This is a genomic window from Polaribacter sp. 2305UL8-11 (assembly GCF_058147165.1).
In genome coordinates this window covers 45,152-63,763 of record NZ_JBYVJW010000016.1, presented here as the reverse complement: position 1 = coordinate 63,763, position 18,612 = coordinate 45,152, and the positions used below count along the sequence as shown (strand labels likewise).

At 29.2% G+C, this 18,612-nt stretch carries 15 protein-coding genes, 1 tRNA gene and 1 pseudogene; 14 read left to right on the top strand and 3 right to left on the bottom strand.

Annotated features, from left to right (window positions below; translation table 11 throughout):
* Positions 1 to 10: 10 nt before the first annotated feature.
* The 5 genes and pseudogenes from ACY2RW_RS14125 to ACY2RW_RS14105 all read left to right on the top strand — a co-directional run bounded on the left by ACY2RW_RS14125 (position 11) and on the right by ACY2RW_RS14105 (position 5,630).
* Positions 11 to 1,114, top strand: a complete 1,104-nt coding sequence (locus ACY2RW_RS14125; RefSeq protein WP_490123381.1) for a restriction endonuclease — start codon at positions 11 to 13, stop codon at positions 1,112 to 1,114.
* A gap of 96 nt (positions 1,115 to 1,210) precedes the next feature.
* A complete protein-coding gene (locus ACY2RW_RS14120; RefSeq protein ID WP_490123380.1) occupies positions 1,211 to 2,551 on the top strand; it encodes an ATP-binding protein in 1,341 nt (446 codons plus the stop codon).
* A 355-nt stretch (positions 2,552 to 2,906) separates the two neighbouring features.
* A pseudogene (locus ACY2RW_RS14115) lies at positions 2,907 to 3,920 on the top strand (RHS repeat-associated core domain-containing protein); the annotation flags it as partial.
* Positions 3,921 to 3,925: 5 nt separating this feature from the next.
* The gene (locus ACY2RW_RS14110; protein ID WP_490123379.1) at positions 3,926 to 4,684 is read left to right on the top strand and encodes a hypothetical protein; all 759 of its coding nucleotides are present in this window, start codon (positions 3,926 to 3,928) and stop codon (positions 4,682 to 4,684) included.
* A 247-nt stretch (positions 4,685 to 4,931) separates the two neighbouring features.
* Positions 4,932 to 5,630 (top strand): hypothetical protein, encoded by a 699-nt coding sequence (locus ACY2RW_RS14105; protein WP_490123378.1) that lies wholly within the window; start codon positions 4,932 to 4,934, stop codon positions 5,628 to 5,630.
* Here the strand turns inward: ACY2RW_RS14105 and ACY2RW_RS14100 are convergent.
* A tRNA-Asn gene (locus ACY2RW_RS14100) sits at positions 5,596 to 5,669 on the bottom strand. The genes ACY2RW_RS14105 and ACY2RW_RS14100 overlap by 35 nt on opposite strands.
* Before the next feature lie 186 nt (positions 5,670 to 5,855).
* Between ACY2RW_RS14100 and ACY2RW_RS14095 the strand changes: the two genes are divergently transcribed.
* The 5 genes from ACY2RW_RS14095 to ACY2RW_RS14075 all read left to right on the top strand — a co-directional run bounded on the left by ACY2RW_RS14095 (position 5,856) and on the right by ACY2RW_RS14075 (position 13,794).
* Positions 5,856 to 8,585 (top strand): 2-oxoglutarate dehydrogenase E1 component, encoded by a 2,730-nt coding sequence (locus ACY2RW_RS14095; RefSeq protein ID WP_490123377.1) that lies wholly within the window; start codon positions 5,856 to 5,858, stop codon positions 8,583 to 8,585.
* A gap of 42 nt (positions 8,586 to 8,627) precedes the next feature.
* Complete coding sequence (locus ACY2RW_RS14090) at positions 8,628 to 9,563, top strand: DUF3887 domain-containing protein (protein WP_490123376.1); 936 nt, start codon at positions 8,628 to 8,630, stop codon at positions 9,561 to 9,563.
* Between the two features lie 229 nt (positions 9,564 to 9,792).
* Positions 9,793 to 11,019, top strand: a complete 1,227-nt coding sequence (gene odhB / locus ACY2RW_RS14085; RefSeq protein ID WP_490123375.1) for a 2-oxoglutarate dehydrogenase complex dihydrolipoyllysine-residue succinyltransferase — start codon at positions 9,793 to 9,795, stop codon at positions 11,017 to 11,019.
* 208 nt (positions 11,020 to 11,227) lie between these two features.
* Entirely contained in the window at positions 11,228 to 11,938 is a 711-nt protein-coding gene (locus ACY2RW_RS14080) for a DUF6503 family protein (protein ID WP_490123374.1), read from the top strand.
* Between the two features lie 74 nt (positions 11,939 to 12,012).
* A complete protein-coding gene (locus ACY2RW_RS14075; RefSeq protein WP_490123373.1) occupies positions 12,013 to 13,794 on the top strand; it encodes a chloride channel protein in 1,782 nt (593 codons plus the stop codon).
* A gap of 73 nt (positions 13,795 to 13,867) precedes the next feature.
* Here the strand turns inward: ACY2RW_RS14075 and glpQ are convergent, their stop codons facing one another.
* Positions 13,868 to 14,851 carry a glycerophosphodiester phosphodiesterase gene (gene glpQ / locus ACY2RW_RS14070; RefSeq protein ID WP_490123372.1) on the bottom strand — a complete coding sequence of 328 codons (984 nt, stop codon included), beginning with the start codon at positions 14,849 to 14,851 and terminating at the stop codon, positions 13,868 to 13,870.
* Between the two features lie 48 nt (positions 14,852 to 14,899).
* Between glpQ and ACY2RW_RS14065 the strand changes: the two genes are divergently transcribed.
* Positions 14,900 to 15,139: a hypothetical protein gene (locus tag ACY2RW_RS14065; RefSeq protein WP_490123371.1), complete on the top strand. Its 240-nt coding sequence runs from the start codon at positions 14,900 to 14,902 to the stop codon at positions 15,137 to 15,139.
* Between the two features lie 60 nt (positions 15,140 to 15,199).
* Here ACY2RW_RS14065 and ACY2RW_RS14060 read toward each other — a convergent pair whose 3' ends face one another.
* Positions 15,200 to 16,171 (bottom strand): endonuclease/exonuclease/phosphatase family protein, encoded by a 972-nt coding sequence (locus tag ACY2RW_RS14060; RefSeq protein WP_490123370.1) that lies wholly within the window; start codon positions 16,169 to 16,171, stop codon positions 15,200 to 15,202.
* A gap of 217 nt (positions 16,172 to 16,388) precedes the next feature.
* Between ACY2RW_RS14060 and ACY2RW_RS14055 the strand changes: the two genes are divergently transcribed.
* The 3 genes from ACY2RW_RS14055 to ACY2RW_RS14045 all read left to right on the top strand — a co-directional run bounded on the left by ACY2RW_RS14055 (position 16,389) and on the right by ACY2RW_RS14045 (position 18,559).
* On the top strand, positions 16,389 to 17,078 hold the full coding sequence (locus ACY2RW_RS14055) for a DUF2490 domain-containing protein (protein WP_490123369.1): 690 nt from the start codon (positions 16,389 to 16,391) through the stop codon (positions 17,076 to 17,078).
* Positions 17,079 to 17,102: 24 nt separating this feature from the next.
* Positions 17,103 to 17,861: a carbonic anhydrase family protein gene (locus ACY2RW_RS14050; RefSeq protein WP_490123368.1), complete on the top strand. Its 759-nt coding sequence runs from the start codon at positions 17,103 to 17,105 to the stop codon at positions 17,859 to 17,861.
* 362 nt (positions 17,862 to 18,223) lie between these two features.
* Positions 18,224 to 18,559, top strand: a complete 336-nt coding sequence (locus ACY2RW_RS14045; RefSeq protein ID WP_490123367.1) for a hypothetical protein — start codon at positions 18,224 to 18,226, stop codon at positions 18,557 to 18,559.
* Positions 18,560 to 18,612: the final 53 nt, after the last annotated feature.

Sequence of the window (18,612 nt, the reverse complement as noted above, 5' to 3'; positions counted from 1 at the left end):
GCAGTTTTTAATGAAAAAACAGTTACCAAAACCAGAGAATTGGCAAGATTTTGAATCTTTATGTAAAAAACTATGGGGAGTTGTATGGGAAGTTCCTAATAAAATAAAGAAAAACGGAAGGTCTGGTCAAATTCAACATGGAGTAGATATTTATGCTATTCCCAAGAATGAAAAAAAATATTGGGGAATTCAATGTAAAGGAAAAGACGAATACACCAAATCAAAACTTACAAAGAAAGAAATAGATTTAGAATTAGAGAAAGCTGAAAATTTTACACCAAAACTTGAGGTATTCATTTTTGCTACTACATCTAACAAGAATAGTGATATCGAAGAATACATTAGAATAAAAGATGTTGAAAATAAAGAAAAAAATAGTTTTGAAATTTTACTTTTTTGTTGGGAAGATATTGTCGATTTGATAGAAGAAAATAGAGATGTATATAATTTTTATATGCATTCTAATAAATATAAATCAGATTATGATTTTGAAGTCTTTGTTTCTGAATTAGAAAATAAACAGATTCTATTAGAACCAGAATTTTATAAAACAACTATTAAATATAAAATAAAGAGACATTCTTATAACCCACGTACAGAAAGAACTTCTTTTGGTGCATTAGACTTAATGGGGAGCTTCGGTAATTATAATAAGAAAGAGGTGAGCTTATCTTACTGTAAATTAAGACTCTTAATGTCTAATACAGGTAACATGGCAATTGATAACTGGAAGGTAAACTTTAAACTTGAAGGTGAGTGTGAATTTTTAGGGAATTATAACAAAGGAAACAAAACAAATGATTTTGGGATTGGTGAAATTGCTAATCCTGGTGCAAAAAAAAGATACGCCAATAAGTCTTTTCTAAAGACATCTATCATTCCATTAATTCAGAAAGATACGATAGATTTTGATTTATGGATTTTACCATTGCCAAAAGATTATAATGTCGTTTTAAACTGGGAGATTTTAGCAAGAGATTTTAATAAAAAGGGGATTATAAATATTAAAATTGAACCAAGAATAGAAAAACGAACTTTAGATTCAGAAGTTGATTACCATCACGAAATTAAAGAAAGTAAAACTAAAATTGAAGAAAAAGTAGTGTTTAAATAATTATACTTATCAAGGTATTTTGTTTAAGACTTAATCATCTCTTTTTCAAAATTATTATACCTTTGAATTTATCACGTATGATATTAGAATAAAGGTATGCCTGAACAACAAAACATAGAATGGAAACAGTCTTGGAGAGATGAATACTTACAATGGATCTCTGGGTTTTCTAATGCCAATGGAGGTATCTTGTATATTGGAAAAGATGATAATGGGAATGTAGTTGGTGTAGATAAGTATAAAAAATTGATGGATGAACTTCCAAATAAAATCAAAGATACTACTGGTATTATTTGTAATGTAAACTTACAGGAAGAAAATGATAAGCATTTCATTGAGATAATTGTAGAGCCATTTTCATCTCCTGTATCTTATAAAGGGAAGTTTTATATGCGTAGTGGTAGTACTAATCAATTGCTAACAGGAACAGCATTGAATAACTTTTTAATTAAAACAGAAGGTAAGGATTGGGATGAAGTTGCTCTTCCAAACATTACTATGGAAGATTTTGATTTAGATACAATAGAATCATTTAAAAAGAATGCTGTAAAATCAGGTCGTCTTCCTTATATAGGTGATTCTACTCCAGAAGAAGTATTAAAGAATTTAAATTTAATAGATAAAGAAAGTAACTACAAAAGAGCAAGTATTCTATTATTTGGTAAAAATACACAAGAATACATTCGAAGTGCTTATGTAAAAGTGGGAAGATTTGGAGAGTCAAGTTCAGACCTTCAATCTCAAGAAGTAGTGGAAGGAAATGCTTTTGAAATTGCAGACAAAGTTATAAGAATATTAGATGACAAGTATGTTATTCGTAATATCAGTTATGAAGGTATGCATAGAGTTGAAACACCAGAATATCCATTTAAAGCAATTCGAGAAGCACTACTTAATGCGATTATTCATAGGGAATATGAAAAAACACCTATATTTTTAAGTCTTTTTGATGATAGAATGACCTTGATGAATCAAGGAGAACTCACTGATAAACTTAAAATTGAAGATTTAAAAGTAAAGCATTTATCATATCCACGAAATGAATTAGTAGCGAGTGTTTTTTATAAAGCAGGTTTTATTGAGACTTGGGGTCGTGGAACTATAACAATTATAGAGGAGTGTGAAAAATATGGATTGCCAGAGCCAAAAATAGAGGTTTACGGAGGTGCATTTTCTATTACTATTTTCAGAGACATTTATAGTGACAAATATCTTTCTGAATTGGAAATCAATGAAAGACAAAAAAAAGTAATTCAGTATATAAAAGAAAACAAAGAAATAACAAGTGGTGAGTATCAAAAGGAGTATGATGTTTCCAAAGCTACAGCTCGAAGAGACATTGAGGAATTATTGGAGCTTTCTATAATAAAACCAGAAGGTACAGGTAGAGCAACTAAATATGTGATTGATGTTGAAGGCTATAATACGAAACAATAAAATGAACCGAAAGATGAACCGCAAAAACCATTGTTTTTAGCGGTTTTCTTTAAAAATGAACCGAAAGATGAACCGTAAAAAGAATATGAATTATTGTAGGTTTTGGTTGATGTAAATGATAAAAGGGAAAAAGAACATACCAACCGTCTTCCTAAATTTGCAACTAGTGTTGCAAATTTAGGAAGACGGTTGGTAGTAAGCAATTTTTTTAGTAAAAATATTAGGTAAATAAAACACAAAGAATTATTTTAGTATTGTAATAGAAGTTCATTGAAATAGCCTTGGCAGAAAATGTGAGGAACTGGTAGAAAAAGTGTAAAAGCCCTCAAAAAAGACGGTACACTATTATCCCTTTGGACTCAAACATAAAGGGTATAATAACGTAATGAATACAGGTGCTGGTAATCCACTAGCACAAAATTGGAAATACAATGGCAAAGAACTTGAAGAAAGTTTAGGACTAAATTTATATGAGATGGACTTAAGGCATTATGATCCAGCAATTGCAAGGTGGAATCGAATAGATCCAGTAACTCACCACTCAATGTCTCCTTATGTTGCATTTGATAATAATCCAATTTTTTGGGCTGATCCAAGTGGAGCTGATTCTACTCAAGATTTAATTAATAAATTATGGGATGAAACACCCGATGATGGAATGATACATCATTATGATGGAGATGGTAATAAAACGGGAACTACTGATCCACGGAAAGTATTAAAAAAATCTGTTGAAGGTTTTAAAACAGCAAGAAAACTTGGTAAGAAATTTAAGAAAGCCTATAGTGCACTTAATGGTTTTTATTCATTAGGAAATGGTGCTAGTAAAGATGACCAATTAAATGCTTTAAAAGATGTCTATAATTCTTTGGGAGGATTACTGAAAGGAAATCCTTCATTTAAGGTATTTGCTATGTATTACGATACATATTTGGCTATGGTAAATTATCAATTAGGAATAATTGTTGAGGGGCTAAAGGCAAAAAGTAAACTCTATTCAAAAATTTCTTCTCAAAGTCCAGTTATGTCAGATTTACCAATTGCATATCCTGGTGCTTTTCCTGGAGGTCTTCATGTATATAAGTATATGCAGCAAATTAAGGCCGCTCGAGATGGTGGAAAACATAATACTTTAGTTAATGTTGACAGTAAAGTTATAAATTTTCTATATTCATATCAAAGTATTATTCAATTTGCAACAGGTCAAACCGTACCTTCTTTGTATCGAATGGGTAAAACTAACTTCAAGGTACAAGTTTTACTCAGTTCAGAGGGTTCAGATTTGGATTATCAAACTGCAGAATATTTTATGTCAAACTTTAAGGCTATTGAAAAAGTTTTATACGGAGGTTTAAAAGTTCAAAACTAATATTTATGAATAGAAAAAAACTAATATTTCTTATAACGTTAGGGTTAATATTTATTTTTGGAGCATATATAATATCAAAATATGTTTATTTCAAAGTTCAAGAGGATGCTTACTATTCTACAAATGCAACAAGTTATGAGAGTGTCTTTGATTATATTAAAGCAGTTCCGAAAAAAAAAACACTAAAGAATAAACATATATTTAATTCTATAGATACAATCTTTTTAGACCTTAAAATTAAATTACCTTTTGATATTTTAAAAGATAGTATTTCTTTGAAGTTTATAGATAATAAGTCTTTAGTTGGAGGAATAGTTTCCAAAGATGACAAAAATAATAAAGGAGTTTTATTTACAATTAATAAAGACAGTATAGTAAGAGATATAAAAAACGATCTAAAAGTATTTGAAAAACATAGAATTGATAGTTTAAATGCATTTGATGTTTATGATTATGTTTATTCGTATTATCCAAATATTAATATTTTCACTGATAGTTACAACGAAATTTCAAAAGGTTTAAAATTAGCTTATTTTAAGTCTATTATATTACCAAATGGCGGAGAAGAAAACATTTATAAATACAGTAATAAAAATTATAAATGGTTTCAATTTTGTTCTCCAAATAATTGTAAATCTGTTATTGTGCAATTCTTTGATCAAAAAAACGAATATACTTTTGTTTTCAAAAATTTCTCTCAAGAAGAAATAGATTTCGTACTTAATTCAATTGATAGTATTTATAATAATAAACTAAAATTATAAAACAGTTAAGTAGAAAAGTAATTTGTTTACAAGAAATAAATAATATTTAGAAGCTAATTTGAAAATATACTGGGCACTCGCTACTTTAAACCGCGACAAAAAGGTTCCAACATTGGAACATTTCAGTAATGATAAGGATTTAAGAAATAGACATTAAATTTCTACTGATAAATTAATTATAGTCATAGCAAGGATATTCATAAACGGATATCCTTTTTTTATTTTCAAAAATGTACGAAAATTCTTTTTGTTCGGGGCACACACTACTAGAGCATTAACAGGAAGCGCATCAAAAGGAAGAAACGGAGTACGTCACTTTTACTATCACTGCCAACCCAAATGCAAAGAAAGATACAAAGCCCACGAGGTGAATGAACTGTTTGAAGAATTACTTAAAGAATTTCATATCAAAGAAGATGTTAAAACGCTCTACAAAGAAATTTTAAACAATACATTTAAAGGAGACAAAAACAATAGGGAAGTAAGAATCAAGAAAATCAAAAGAGAAATAAACACATTATCTGTAAGAAAAGAATCCATAGAAGAAAAGTTTTTTGATAATATCATTGATTTATCTACTTACAAATCGATGAAGAGTAAAACACAAGAAAAACTAAATGACTTAAATGAAGAGTTAACAAACTTAAAAACTTTAGAAAAGGACATCGATAAGTACTTAAAACAAGGGATTTCATTTCTCCACGGAATAGACAAATTATACAAATCATCCCCAGCAAATATTAAAAAGAAAATTGTCGGTTCGATATTTCCTGAAAAACTGGTTTTTTTGAAAAATAAGTATCGAACCGCTTCAATGAATGAACTCATTGCGATTATCCTTAGTAAACATAAGGGTTTCAGAAGATTGGAAATAAAAAATCCTCGCCAAAATGGCGAGGAGTCAAAGAAAGCTCCCCCTCTTGGGCTCGAACCAAGGACCCTCTGATTAACAGTCAGATGCTCTAACCAACTGAGCTAAGGAGGAGTTTGCTTCACAAGCATTTGTGATTAGCGAGTGCAAATATATATCTTTTTAGAATATCGCCAAATACTTTTTGAAAAAAAATTAAAAAAATATTAACTTTTTTATTCGATAAAAAAATTATCCTTTTTAGCAAATATTGTATTTTTGTTAATTCCGATAGCTTATTAAAAAAGCAGAAACTATAATATGGATAAATTTTCGTTTTTAAACGCAGCACATACTGGCTTTATTGCTGATTTGTATGATAAATATTTAGCAAACCCAGATACAGTAGAACCTAGTTGGAGAAGTTTTTTTCAAGGGTATGATTTAGCAAATGAAAACTATTCTTTAAAAGATGAAGATACTTCTGTAGAAATACCTCAAGAAGTTCGAAAAGAATTTTTAGTTGTAGATTTAATAAACGGCTACAGAACACGTGGTCATTTATTCACAAAAACAAATCCTGTAAGAGAAAGAAGGCAATACAAGCCAAGTTTAGATATCGAAAATTTTGGATTATCTCAAGAGGATTTAAATCAAGAATTTTCTGCAGGTGATGTTTTAGGAATTGGTAGAGTAAAGTTGTCTAAAATTATTCAGCATTTGCAAAGTATTTATTGTGATTCTATTGGTGTAGAATACACATACATGCGAAATCCAGAAAAGTTAAAATGGTGGCAAAATCGTTTAAACCAAAATGACAACCACCCTAATTATGATGTAGAAGCAAAAAAATATATTTTAGGAAAACTAAACCAAGCTGTTACTTTCGAAAGTTTTTTACAAACAAAATACGTTGGTCAAAAACGATTTTCTTTAGAAGGAGGAGAAACATTAATTCCAGGTATTTCTGTAATGCTTAGAGATGCAGCAGAAAAATATGGTGTTAAAGAATGTGTTTTAGGAATGGCACACAGAGGTCGTTTAAATACTTTGGTTAACATTTTTAAGAAACCAGTTAGAGAACTTTTTAGTGAGTTTGAAGGCAAAGATTTTGAAGATGAAGATATAGATGGTGATGTTAAATATCATTTAGGGTTAACATTGAGTAAAACCTACAGAAATGGGAACGAAATTAAAATGAACTTAGTTCCAAACCCATCTCACTTAGAAACTGTTGCTGCTGTTGCAGAAGGAATTACTAGAGCAAAAATTGATAGAAAATATGCTGGAGATTCTAGTAAAATTTTACCAATAATTATTCATGGAGATGCAGCTATTGCTGGTCAAGGAATTGCTTACGAAGTAGTCCAAATGGCAAAATTAAATGGCTACAAAACTGGAGGAACTATTCACATAGTAGTAAATAATCAAATTGGTTTTACCACAAATTACTTAGATGCACGTTCAAGCACCTATTGTACAGACGTTGCAAAAGTAACTTTATCACCTGTTTTACACGTAAATGCAGACGATACAGAAGCAGTTTGTCATGCAATGGAAATGGCGTTAGAATTTAGGATGAAATTTAAAACCGATATTTTTATAGACTTATTGGGGTATAGAAAATACGGTCATAATGAAGGTGATGAGCCTCGTTTTACACAGCCAAAATTATACAAAGCCATTTCTAAACATAAAAACCCTAAAGATATTTACGCCTCTCAACTAATTGCAGAAGGCAGCATAGATAAACAATACTTAAATTCAATCACTACTGAGTTTAAAAATATGTTGAATACTGAATTCGACAATTCTAAAGAAGATAAAACTTCTAAAGTAAAAGAGTTTATGAAATCTACTTGGGAAGGCTTTGAGCGCGAAGATGTAGATGCAATGCTAGAATCTTTAGACACAACCTACCCAGAAGAAAATTTAATAAATATTGCTAAAGTAGTCTCTACAGTACCAGAAGGTGCAAATTTTGTAAGAAAAGCAGAACGTATTTTACAAGGTAGAGCCAAAATGGTATTTGAAACCAACGAATTAGATTGGGGAATGGCAGAGAATTTAGCTTATGGTTCTTTGATGGAAGAAGGTTTTAATGTACGTATTTCTGGGCAAGATGTAGAAAGAGGTACTTTTTCTCATAGACATGCTATTTTAAGAGATGAAGTTACAGAAGAAAGAATCAACTTATTAAATACAAACCCCAATAATAAAGGACAAATGACGATTTACAACTCGCTTTTGTCTGAATATGGTGTTTTAGGTTTTGATTATGGTTATGCAATGGGTAACCCAAATACTTTAACAATTTGGGAAGCACAATTTGGAGATTTTTCTAACGGAGCACAAATAATGTTTGACCAATATATTTCTGCTGCAGAAGACAAATGGAAAGCTCAAAATGGAATTGTAGTTCTATTACCACATGGATATGAAGGACAAGGTTCTGAACATTCATCTGCAAGAATAGAACGTTATTTACAATTATGTGCAGAAGATAATATGACAGTTGCCAACTGTACAACACCAGCAAACTTCTATCATTTGTTACGTCGTCAAATGAAACGTGATTACAGAAAACCTCTAATTGTATTTACACCTAAAAGTTTATTACGTCATCCAAAAGCGGTTAATACTATTCAAGATTTAGCAAATGGTGAGTTCCAAGAAGTAATTGATGATGTTTTAAATCCAGATGGAGTTAAAAAACTCGTTTTTTGTATGGGTAAATTTTATTATGATTTATTAGCGGAAAGAGAAGAATTAAAAAGAGAAGATATTGCTTTGGTTAGAATAGAACAATTATTTCCGCTTCATAAAGAAAAAATTCAAAAAATTATAGATAGATATCCAAATATCGAAGAGTATATTTGGGCACAAGAAGAACCAAGGAATATGGGAGCTTGGAGTTATATGCTGCAACGTTTTGAGTTAAAAAACTTAAATGTGCGTTCTCGTAAGTATTATGCAGTTCCTGCAGCTGGTTCTAGCACAAGATTTAAAAAGCGTCATAGAGCTGTTATTGATAGTGTTTTTAACGATTAAAAATAAGGTATATTGAAAAGAAGTATTTTTTTCTTACTTATAATGGTTTCATTTTTTAGTTTTTCTCAAACTGAAAAAGATAATTTTAAAAAAGTTTCAAAAGAATTTTTAAAAAATTATAATGAAGAAAATTTTGAAGCTATTTTTAATATGTTTGATTCAAATATGAAAAATGCTTTACCTTTAGAAAAAACATTGTCATTTTTTAAAATGAATGTTGCTCCAGCTGGTAAAATTAAAAAAATGGAGTTTTACGATACAAAGCAAAAAGCCAGTATCTATAAAACTACTTTTAATAATGCTGTTTTAGATGTTATAATTTCTTTAAATAAAGAAAATAGAATTAATGGTTTTTATATAAAACCTCATATTCCCAAAGGTTTACCTGTTGTAGAAAGAAATATAACAAAAATGAAACTACCATTTAATGAGGAATGGACAGTTTTTTGGGGTGGTATTAATGTAGAAGATAATTATCACGTGGCATACAATAATCAAAAATATGCATACGATTTAGTGATTACAAAAGATGGAAAATCCTATAAAAAGGATAGAACTAAGAATGAAAATTTTTATGCATTTGGTAAAGAGATAATTGCACCTTGTAAAGCAACAGTTGCTCACGTTTTTAGAGGTGTAAAAGACAATATTCCTGGACAAATGAATAAAAAAATTCCCCATGGAAATACAATAGTTTTAAAAACAGATAATAATGAATTTATTGTTTTTTCTCATTTTAAAGAAAATTCAATTAAAGTAAAAAGAAATCAAAAAATAAATCTAGGAGATGTTTTGGGTTTGTGTGGGAATTCAGGAAATTCTTCTGAACCGCATTTACATTTAAGTCTTCAAAACGTTGCAGATAGAAATATAGCAACTGGCGGAAAATTGTTTTTTGATAAAATAAAAGTAAACGGAAAATTAAAAGAAGATTATATTCCCGTAAAAAATGATAAAATTCAAAATATTAAAAAATAGTTTGAATTTAAAGTATGAGAAGCGCGTTAAGGATTGAAACGACATCCTTTTTATGCTAAACTAGATTCAGTATCTGTTATAATAAATGAAATTAGTTTCAAATAAAAACAGATGCTAAAATGAATTCAGCATAAAAAGATATAGTGGAAAGCCTGTTAAAACGCCCAAAAAATAAAAGATAAAATAATTAAGTGCTGAAATAATTTCGGCTCAAGTAAAACAAGAAACCATGAGTGTTTTAGAAATGAAAGTTCCTTCTCCAGGAGAATCGATTACAGAAGTAGAAATTGCAACTTGGTTAGTTGAGGATGGAGATTATGTAGAAAAAGATCAACCCATTGCAGAAGTAGATTCTGACAAAGCAACTTTAGAATTGCCAGCCGAAGAAAGTGGAATTATTACTTTAAAAGCGGAAGAAGGAGATGCTGTAGCTGTAGGTGCAGTTGTGTGCTTAATAGATACTAGTGCTGCAAAACCTGATGGAGATGATTCTGTTGGAAGTGGGCAGCCACAGTCATCAGAAAAATCTGAAGAGAAGAAAGAAGAGGTTAAAGAAACTCCTAAAGCAGAAACGTATGCAACAGGAACTGCTTCTCCTGCCGCTAAAAAAGTGTTAGCTGAAAAAGGTATAGATGCAAAATCTGTAAAAGGAACAGGAAAAGATGGCAGAATTACCAAAGACGATGCTGTAAAAGCAGTACCTTCTATGGGAACGCAACCCGCAAACGGATCTCGTGGAACAGAGCGTAAGAAAATGTCTATGTTGCGTAGAAAAGTTGCAGAACGTTTAGTAGCTGTAAAAAGCGAAACTGCCATGTTAACTACGTTTAATGAAGTAAACATGCAACCAATTTTCGATTTACGTAAAGAATACAAAGAAGATTTTAAAGCGAAACATGGAGTTGGGTTAGGATTTATGTCTTTCTTTACTTTAGCAGTTGTTAGAGCGTTAAAAATGTATCCTGATGTAAATTCGATGATTGATGGAGATTACCAAATAAAACACGATTTCCAAGATATTTCTATTGCAGTTTCTGGCCCAAAAGGTTTAATGGTTCCTGTAATTAGAAACGCAGAAAACTTATCTTTTAGAGGTGTAGAATCTGAAGTAAAAAGATTAGCACTAAGAGCAAGAGATGGGCAAATTACTATTGATGAAATGACTGGTGGAACGTTTACTATTACCAATGGTGGTGTATTTGGTTCTATGTTGTCTACGCCAATAATCAACCCTCCACAAAGTGGAATTTTAGGTATGCATAATATTGTAAACAGACCTATTGCTATTGATGGAGCAGTTACTATTGCACCAATTATGTATGTTGCTTTGTCTTACGATCATAGAATTATTGATGGTAGAGAATCTGTAGGCTTTTTAGTGGCTGTTAAAGAAGCGTTAGAAAATCCTGTGGAATTATTAATGGATAACAATCCTACAAAAGCACTAGAAATGTAAACCGAAGGTTTAACCTGAGCTTGACGAAGGTTTAGGTTAACCTAGTTGAAGTTTCTCATAAAGTATTAAAATCCTAAGCTTATGTTTAGGATTTTTTTTGTAAAAAAGATACTTTTTATTTGAAAAATAATGAAAATAAAAATTTATAATCTAAATTAAATTAAAATTTGTAAGTTCTTTTTTGGCTAGATTTTACTACATTTAACCTATGAAAAAACTAACCTTACTTTTATTCTTTTTTATCTCGATAGTTTCGTTTGGCCAAGAAATTTCTGGTGATGAATTGCTAGAAAGAGCTATTAAATTTCATGATCCAAATAACAATTGGAAAACTTTTAAAGGAGAATTATATATAACAATGAAAACTCCTAAAAATACCGATAGAAAAAGTAACATTAAAATAGACTTACCAGAACAATACTTTTTTGTAAAAGCAAAAAAAGATACAATTACTAAAGAATACAGTATACATAAAGAAGAGTGTCGTTTAGCAATTAACGGAAATAAAAATCCTTCTGAAGAACTCAAAAAAAAGTATGCTTTAAATTGTAAGCGAGCTAATTTATACAAAAATTACTACACCTATCTATATGGTTTGCCAATGAAATTAAAAGACAGTGGAACTATCATTCATCAAAAAGTAGAAAAAAAGAAGTTTAAAGGAAAAGAATATTTAGTTTTAAAAGCCACTTACAAAAAAGACGTTGGAAAAGATACTTGGTATTTTTATTTCAATCCAAAAACTTATGCAATGGAAGTATATCAGTTTTTTAAAGATACTAAAAATAGTGGAGAGTATATTTTATTATCTGGTTTAGAAACAATTAATAGCATAAAAATGCCAAAAATTAGAGCTTGGTATTATAATAAAGATAATAAATATTTAGGAACCGATATTTTATCAAAAGAAAATAATTAAAAAAATCTAACTACACCAAAATTAGATTTCTACATAAAAAACTGATATGTTGTACTATTATATAGGAATTAAAAATGCCATCAACTAAAAAAATATTTAAAAGAATTCTTATTTGGAGATACAAACATATTTCTGAAAGACAATTTTTATATATTTTAAGTATTTTGGTAGGTTTTTTAGCAGGTTTAGGTACTGTTTTGCTAAAAAACTTTACACATTATATACAGCTTCTTTTATCTGTAGATTTTTTAAAAAACTCTAAAAACTCTTTATATTTTTTATTTCCAATTATTGGGTTGCTCATAGTAGCCATTATTAAAAAAGTGTGGTTAAAAAAACATATTGGTCATGGAATTTCAACCACATTATATGCTATATCTAAAAGAAAAGGAATCATACCCAAATATAATATTTTTGCATCTTTAATTACGGCACCAATTACAGTTGGTTTTGGTGGATCTGTAGGTTTGCAGGGACCAGCAGTAAGTGCTGGTACAGCATTGGCATCTTACACCTCTCAGTTGTTTCACATGAATACCAAAACAAGAATGTTGTTAATTGGTTGTGCAACTGCTGGTGCAATGTCTTCTATGTTTAAAGCACCTATTGCTGGTATTGTTTTTGCCTTAGAAGTTTTTAGTTTAGACATTGCTTTTGTTTCTTTAGTACCTCTTTTATTGGCATCTGTTTCTGCAATTGTTACATCGTATCTTTTTTTAGGCTCAGATGTGTTATTAGGCTTTGAGTTAAATGACAAATTTAAAATTGGAGAAATAGGTTTTTACGCAATTTTCGGCATTTTTACAGGAATTATTTCTGTATATTTTTCTGTAGTGTATTTTGCCATTAGAAAGTTTTTTTATCAATTTGATAAACGATTTACAAGACTCATTATTGGTAGTGTTATTATTGGACTTATACTATATTTAATGCCCTCTTTATATGGTGAGGGATATGGTTTAATTAACAATTTATTAAAAGGAAACCATATTGCAGCCATAGGTAATACTCCTTTTTCTTTTGACCATAATAATATTTGGATTGCAATTGTACTCCTATTATTAATCACTTTTTTTAAAGCAATAGCAATGAGTACCACTTTTGCAGCTGGTGGAGTTGGTGGTATTTTTATACCTACTTTAGTTATGGGAAGTGCCATTGGAAACGCATTTGCAAAAATTATTAATAACATAGGTTTAGGATTTGATGTTTCTGAAGCTAATTTTACATTAATTGGCATGACTGGTTTAATGGCAGGTGTATTGCATGCACCATTAACAGCTATTTTTTTAATTGCAGAAATTACTGGGGGTTACGATTTATTTGTACCCTTAATGTTGGTTGCTGCCATTTCTTTTTCATTTACTAAATACTTTGTATCTAACTCTATTTACACTTATAAATTAGCACAAAGAGGAGAACTTATAACACATAATAAAGATAAAAATGTAATGATGATGATGCAGATTGATGGCCTTATAGAAACTAATTTTAAATCTGTACACCCAGAAATGTTATTAGGAGATATGTTAAAAAAAGCAGTAGCTACCTCTGCAAGAAACATTTTTCCTGTAGTAAATAAAGAAAATGAATTTTTAGGTATTGTTTTGTTAGATGATATTCGTCCAGTAATGTTTGATACAGAAATGTATAGAAGTACCACTATAGAAACTTTTATGAAAGCTGCTCCAGAAACAATTTTAGAAACAGATACTGTAGAAAAAGTAATGGATAAATTCAAAATAAGTGGCGCTTGGAATTTACCTGTAATTAAAAACGGAAAATATGTTGGTTTTATCTCTAAATCTAAATTACTAACAGCTTATAGAAATAAGTTAGTAGAAGTTACAAGTTAATTTTTTGAAACTGTTTTCTGCTTTTTGAAAGCAACTTTTTTAGGCTATTTTTGATAAGATTTTATGCATTAGGTTATAAACTATTGTTAAGTAAGAATGACAATGTTTTATCAGGAAAATCTGTAAAAGCGCCATCAACATTTGCATCAATTAAAAGAGTTTGCATCATTGCAGAGAAAGAAGAAAATTCGTCTAAAGCATCTGCTCTAAAAGTATAAGCGTGCACTTTTAAACCTAGTTTATGGGCATCAGAAACTAACGAAGTAAATTTCCATTCACCATCAACTTTTTTATCTAAAATTTGTTTGTACCAAGGGCCTACTCCATCTGCATAACTGGCAAAATGTTTAAGTTGTTTTGTTTCTTTTGGGTATTCAATTAACTGGACTAAAAATAATTCAGATTTTAATTCTTTACGAATTCGCTCTAATTCTTTGGCATCAAAACATTGTAAAATGCAATTATCTTTTTTGGTTTTATAACCATAATCAGCAAGAATTTTTAAAACAATTTCTGTTAAGTTTTTACCTTCTTTTTTATGAAATTCAGGCGCTTTAATTTCTGGATAAATCCCAATATTTTTTCCAGTAGATTTATTTAAACCTTGTATCATTTTTATTTCTTCTTGCAAAGAATGGAGTTTAAAACTACCTTCTCCTTTAGGAAATCGGTTTTTATAAAATTGTTTGCCAGTTTTAGGGTTAAAACGTTCAGAAACTGCTAAAGTTTTTAGTTCTTCTAAGGTAAAATCAATTACATAGTAACGATTGTCTTGTCTTTTTCTATCAGGAAACTTTGTAGCAACATCTGTAACATCATCCAAATAAATATCATGAATTACAATTGGCACATCATCTTTACTCAACACCAAATCTTGTTCTATAAAATCTGGATTCATTCCAAAAGCTAATGCTTTAGACTCCATAGTATGTTCTGGCAAATACCCTGAAGCACCTCTGTGAGCAATTACAATTTTTTTATTCATATTATGGTTTTTTTGAGGTGAGTTGCATGAAAACAGTAGCAATCCAATCAAAAATACTGAAATTGATTTCATTTTGATAAAATTTAGTTTTTAAAGATATAACTTTTGTAATTTTGCAGTATGAAGTTAGTGTTAAAAATATTGTTTGTTATCTTTTTAATTTGGATGACAATTGGAATTTACCTTGTAAATACAGAACACGAAAAGGCAAAAATTGTAATGGGTTTGGGTGTCTTTTTCTTTTCTTTTCTGTTTATGCCATTATTTATTTATTACAGATATAAAGATGGGAAATATAAAAAGTATATTATTAATGATGAAAAGTTAAAAAATGCTTTTAAAAATATTGGAAAGGACTAGTTTTGTTATTCTTAAGTTGTTTTAGAATTTTATGTTAATAGTAGCGTAAAAAACTTAATATTAATCTTCTTCTTTTAAAAAAGCGTACACAGGAAAATGATCTGAAAAACCACCTTTATACCAAGGTCCAATATAAGTTCTAAAAGGGCTGTCTTTTAATTTACCTTTAAATACCTTCATCCATTTTTTATTAAAAACCTCTGCATATTCAAATTGCAAAGAATTTTCTTTAGTAGCTAAAAAATTGTTGCTAAAAATAATTTGATCAAATAGGTTCCACTTTCCATTATAAGTTAAAGTTCCTTGTCCTTTGGCCAACAACCTTTCCATAGGGTTGTAAAAATCTTCTAAAACTAAGTGCTCTTTAATACTTTTGCTAGTTGGATCGTCGTTAAAATCGCCCATAATAATAATTTTCGGGTCAATTTCTTTATCACGAATTACATTAATTATACTTCTACAAGTTTCGGCTGCTGTAATTCTTTTATGTTCAGTTTCGGCTGCTCCTTCTCTTCTAGATGACCAATGATTTACCAAAACATGAACCAAATTACCATTTAAATTTCCGCTAACCTTTAAAATATCTCTAGTATAATCTCTATTGCCCTCTTCATTTTCTAAAAAAACAGGAAATGTTTCTGAATGAAGCAACTCAAAAACTTGTTTATTATATAAAAAAGCAACATCAATACCACGTTCATCAGGTGAATCATAATGTACAAAACCATAATGATGTTTTCTTAAATTTGATGAGTTTACCAAGTCTGAAACCACCTTTGCATTTTCTACTTCTACCAAACCTACAATTGCAGGAGGTATTACAGAACGATGATTACCAAGCTGAGAGATTACAGAACCTAGTTTTTTAATCTTTAGTTTGTAACGTTTATAATTCCATCCTCTTTTTCCTTCTTCTACATAATCATCATCAAGAGTTTGTGGATTATCTTCTGTGTCAAATAAATTTTCAACATTGTAAAACCCAATAGTATGTATTTTATCATTTCTCTTTTTAAACGAATTGGTAAACATAATGTATGTGTAATGTAGATATTTATAAAAGTAACAAAGAATCCTTTAAAAGTTAGTATTAAAATCATAAAATAATTTTATTTAATCTAAGCTAGTGTTAGCTATTGCATCAATAATGTTTAATAAAATTACAATTTAGTTAAACAAATGTTAAATAAAAGCATTGCTTTTTGTTGTTAATAGTAATACTTTTATATTTGCTTAAAATATGTTAATTATGAGAAACTATTATTTTAGTATTATTGCTTTATTACTTGGTTTAAACACTTATTCTCAAGTAGATGAAAACCAAACTGGAGCTTGGTATATGTATTTCTACAATCATCAATTTAAAAATTCTAATTGGGGAATTCAAGGAGATTTTCAATATAGAGATTGGCAATTTTTAGGAGATAAAGAACAACTATTATTACGTTCTGGTCTTACTTATAAACCAGAAAACGCTGGAGTGATGTTAACCTTAGGATTTGCAAATATTACTAGTGGGCAGTTTGGCGATTCTGATGCAACTTCTAACGAGAATAGAATTTATCAAGAAACTTTAATGCCACATAAAATTGGAGGTCGTTTTTTACTAACACATCGTTTTAGATATGAACAAAGATTTGTAGAAAACCAAGACTTTAGAACTAGGTATAGATATAATTTATTTATAAACGTTCCTTTTAATAGTAAAGATTTAAGTCCAAAAACTATTTATGGCGCATTTTATAATGAGCTTTTTATAAATGGAGAAAGAAATATTGGCAATAATAATTCTGTAGAATTATTTGATAGAAACAGAACATATTTAGGTTTGGGTTATGTACTAAACTCAAAAATTAGATTTCAAATGGGTTGGATGAAACAAACCACAAATAATTGGAGTAAAGGGCAGTTGCAGTTTAGTATGCATCACAATTTTTAATAATAAACATTAAATCAATAAACAATGAGAAATTTATGTAAGTATTTTGGAATTTTAATAGTATCACTATCTATTTTATCTTGTAATACAGATAAAAAATCTACCACAAAAAATAAAGAAACAGAAGAAGTAGCAAAGCAAATGCCAGTTAAAAGTATTTTAACAGCAGAAGAGCAAGCAAATATGAGTCCTGATGAAATTATAGGAAGACTAAAAAAAGGGAATGAAAACTTTGTTGCCAATAATCTTACAAGAAGAGATCATTCTTCTCAAAGAAGAGAAGCTATGATTGGGCAATATCCAAAGGCCATTGTACTTTCTTGTGTAGACAGTAGAGTACCTGTAGAAGATGTTTTTGATTTAGGTATTGGAGATATTTTTGTAGCCAGAGTTGCTGGTAATATAGAGAACGCAGACATTGTTGGCTCTATGGAGTTTGCTACAGCAGTTGCTGGTTCTAAGTTAGTAATTGTAATGGGGCATACAGCTTGTGGTGCAGTAAAACACGCTGTAGATAATACAGATGCAGCTTCTATGGAAATGAATTCACTTCAAAATTTATTGAATGAAATCCAACCTTCTGTAAAAGCAACACCAGTTTCTGGAGAAGTATCTTCTAAAAACACAGCGTTTTTAACAAATGTAATACATAAAAACGCTACAATTACTGTAGAAGATATTAGACAAAGATCTCCTAAAATGGCAGCATTAGAAAAAGAAGGCAAAATTAAAATTGTTGCTGCAGTTTATAATATGGAAACTGGTAAGGTAGAATTTATATAAAAATAAATAAGTTAATTTTGGTTGATTAACGAGTTGGCATCAAAAAAAAGTTTTGGTGCCAACTTTTTTTTAACCTTATATTTTTACAAAATTTTATAAAATGAAATATTTTACAGCATTCATTGCTAATTCTTATTATAAGGTTTAAAAATATTTCCAAATCATTTAGTTTTTAATAAATGTATTTTAAAATTATTAATGTTTCCAAAGTGTTATTAAGTTATCTTTTTACCAAATTCTAACAGTTTAAATGCTTTTTAATAACATAGATTAATAGCTAAAATTTGTTGCATAGCATTAATTTTACAGTGCTAGCAAACAATAAAAATTAATCTTAAAAAATATTTAAAAATCAAAAAAAAATGAAAAAACTAACATTAACATGTCTATTATTTACGTTAATCAGTATTTCTGCATTTTCTAATACAGAAAACCCTATTAAAAAAGAAAAGGAAAATTTAAGAAAAACAATTGTAACACTTTTAGGAAATTACTCTTCTAATTTAAAAAGTAATGAAGAAGTAGTTGTTAATTTTTTAATTAACAAAAACAACGAGATTGTAGTTTTATCTGTTGACTCTAAAAAAAATTCGCATAGAGACTATGTAAGAAGAAAATTAAATTATAAAAAAGCTACCCTAAAAAACATAAAGCAAATGAAAATTTATGTGTTGCCTATAAAATTTGTTGCAAAATAATTATTTAATCTCCTATTCTATTTATTTTTTTGAATTGGTTTACAGAGCTTCAA

What these genes read in the sequence shown, in the direction of transcription:
- ACY2RW_RS14125 (WP_490123381.1), top strand. Translation starts at nt 11, where the DNA reads ATGAAAAAACAGTTACCAAAACCAGAGAATTGGCAAGATTTTGAATCT.
- ACY2RW_RS14120 (WP_490123380.1), top strand. Translation starts at nt 1,211, where the DNA reads ATGCCTGAACAACAAAACATAGAATGGAAACAGTCTTGGAGAGATGAA.
- ACY2RW_RS14110 (WP_490123379.1), top strand. Translation starts at nt 3,926, where the DNA reads ATGAATAGAAAAAAACTAATATTTCTTATAACGTTAGGGTTAATATTT.
- ACY2RW_RS14095 (WP_490123377.1), top strand. Translation starts at nt 5,856, where the DNA reads ATGGATAAATTTTCGTTTTTAAACGCAGCACATACTGGCTTTATTGCT.
- ACY2RW_RS14090 (WP_490123376.1), top strand. Translation starts at nt 8,628, where the DNA reads ATGGTTTCATTTTTTAGTTTTTCTCAAACTGAAAAAGATAATTTTAAA.
- odhB (WP_490123375.1), top strand. Translation starts at nt 9,793, where the DNA reads ATGAGTGTTTTAGAAATGAAAGTTCCTTCTCCAGGAGAATCGATTACA.
- ACY2RW_RS14080 (WP_490123374.1), top strand. Translation starts at nt 11,228, where the DNA reads ATGAAAAAACTAACCTTACTTTTATTCTTTTTTATCTCGATAGTTTCG.
- ACY2RW_RS14075 (WP_490123373.1), top strand. Translation starts at nt 12,013, where the DNA reads ATGCCATCAACTAAAAAAATATTTAAAAGAATTCTTATTTGGAGATAC.
- glpQ (WP_490123372.1), bottom strand. Translation starts at nt 14,851, where the DNA reads ATGAAATCAATTTCAGTATTTTTGATTGGATTGCTACTGTTTTCATGC.
- ACY2RW_RS14065 (WP_490123371.1), top strand. Translation starts at nt 14,900, where the DNA reads ATGAAGTTAGTGTTAAAAATATTGTTTGTTATCTTTTTAATTTGGATG.
- ACY2RW_RS14060 (WP_490123370.1), bottom strand. Translation starts at nt 16,171, where the DNA reads ATGTTTACCAATTCGTTTAAAAAGAGAAATGATAAAATACATACTATT.
- ACY2RW_RS14055 (WP_490123369.1), top strand. Translation starts at nt 16,389, where the DNA reads ATGAGAAACTATTATTTTAGTATTATTGCTTTATTACTTGGTTTAAAC.
- ACY2RW_RS14050 (WP_490123368.1), top strand. Translation starts at nt 17,103, where the DNA reads ATGAGAAATTTATGTAAGTATTTTGGAATTTTAATAGTATCACTATCT.
- ACY2RW_RS14045 (WP_490123367.1), top strand. Translation starts at nt 18,224, where the DNA reads ATGAAAAAACTAACATTAACATGTCTATTATTTACGTTAATCAGTATT.